Annotated in this window: 1 protein-coding gene and 1 pseudogene; both read right to left on the bottom strand. The window is 73.6% G+C overall.

Features of this window, described 5'->3' with window-relative positions; all coding sequences use genetic code 11:
- A pseudogene (locus DQW06_RS20195) lies at positions 1-124 on the bottom strand (allantoicase); the annotation flags it as partial.
- Between the two features lie 88 nt (positions 125-212).
- Positions 213-1,139 (bottom strand): LysR family transcriptional regulator, encoded by a 927-nt coding sequence (locus DQW06_RS20190; protein ID WP_013151768.1) that lies wholly within the window; start codon positions 1,137-1,139, stop codon positions 213-215.
- Positions 1,140-1,201 lie beyond the last annotated feature (62 nt).

Raw genomic sequence — 1,201 nt, 5'->3', positions numbered from 1 at the left:
TCTCGGCCAGGTCGACCAGGGCCGAGAAGTCGAGGTCGGTGTCCCGGTAGTCGGCGTAGGGGTCGCCGCCCGCGTAGGGCCGGGCGTTGTAGGCACGTGGATCGGTGGGCTGGGCCCCGCTCATGTTTCTCCCGAAAAAGTGGACGTGTCGGACATGTCCAGAGTCCCAAGAGAAAACGATTACTTCCAGCGAAAGTTTCTGATCATTCTGTTCAGTTGAACTGAACAGAAGGGCCGCCCAGGTCCGCGGCGGTGTCGGCCAGGGCGCGCAGCACCACCGCGACCTGGGGGCGCCCGCCCGCCCCGGAGCGCACGGCGGAGACCACGTGGCGGCGGGGCTGGTCGGAGCGCAGCACCCGCAGGCTGACCCCGGGGGTGTCGTCCGCGGCGGCCAGCCGGGGGACCAGCGCGACGCCCATGCCCGCCGCCACCATGTCCAGGATGGCCCTCCAGTCGGAGGCCACGTGCGCCTGCTCGGGGACGAACCCCGCCTGCGCGCACGAGGCGACGGTGATGTCGCGCCAGGGGCCCGAGGCCCCGTAGATCCACGGCTCCCCGGCCAGGTCGCGCAGGCGCAGGGCGCGGGCGTCGGCCAGGCGGTGGTGGGCGGGCAGGGCCGCGTCCAGGGGGTCGGTGAGCAGCTCGCGCCGGTCGTAGCGGCCGTCGTGGCCGGTGGGGGCCTGGGCGGCCAGGGACAGGCCGACGTCGATCTCGCCCGCCGACAACAGGTCGTAGACCTCGGCCGCCTCGGCCTGGTGCACCCGCGTGGTCAGGCCGGGGTGGGCGCGCCGCAGGGCGCCCAGCGCGGGCACCACGAGGCTGGGGATGGCGGTGGCGAAGGCGCCCACGCGCACGTGCCCGGCCTCGCCCCGGGCGAAGCCCTCCAGTTCGGCCTCGGCCCGCTCCAGCTGGGCCAGGACGATGTCGGTGTGGCGCAGCAGGGCGTGCGCGGCGTCGGTGAGGCGGACCCGCCGCCCGTGCGCCTCCAGCAGGGCGACCCCCACCTGCTGGGAGAGGGAGGACAGCTGCTGGGACACGGCGGAGGGGGTCATGCATAGGGCCTCCGCCGTGGCCCGGACGGTCCCGAACTCCTCCAGGGCGCGCAGGACGCGGAGTTTGCGAAGATCCCAGTCGGTCATCCTGTCAGGGATACCATTCAGCCGCCCTGAACGGAACGCCGGTGTCCGCGGGGATTCCGCGG

This window comes from Nocardiopsis sp. TNDT3 (assembly GCF_003427465.1).
In the GTDB taxonomy this organism is placed as follows: Bacteria; Actinomycetota; Actinomycetes; order Streptosporangiales; family Streptosporangiaceae; genus Nocardiopsis; species Nocardiopsis dassonvillei.
This window is presented reverse-complemented; position numbering and strand designations above follow the sequence as displayed.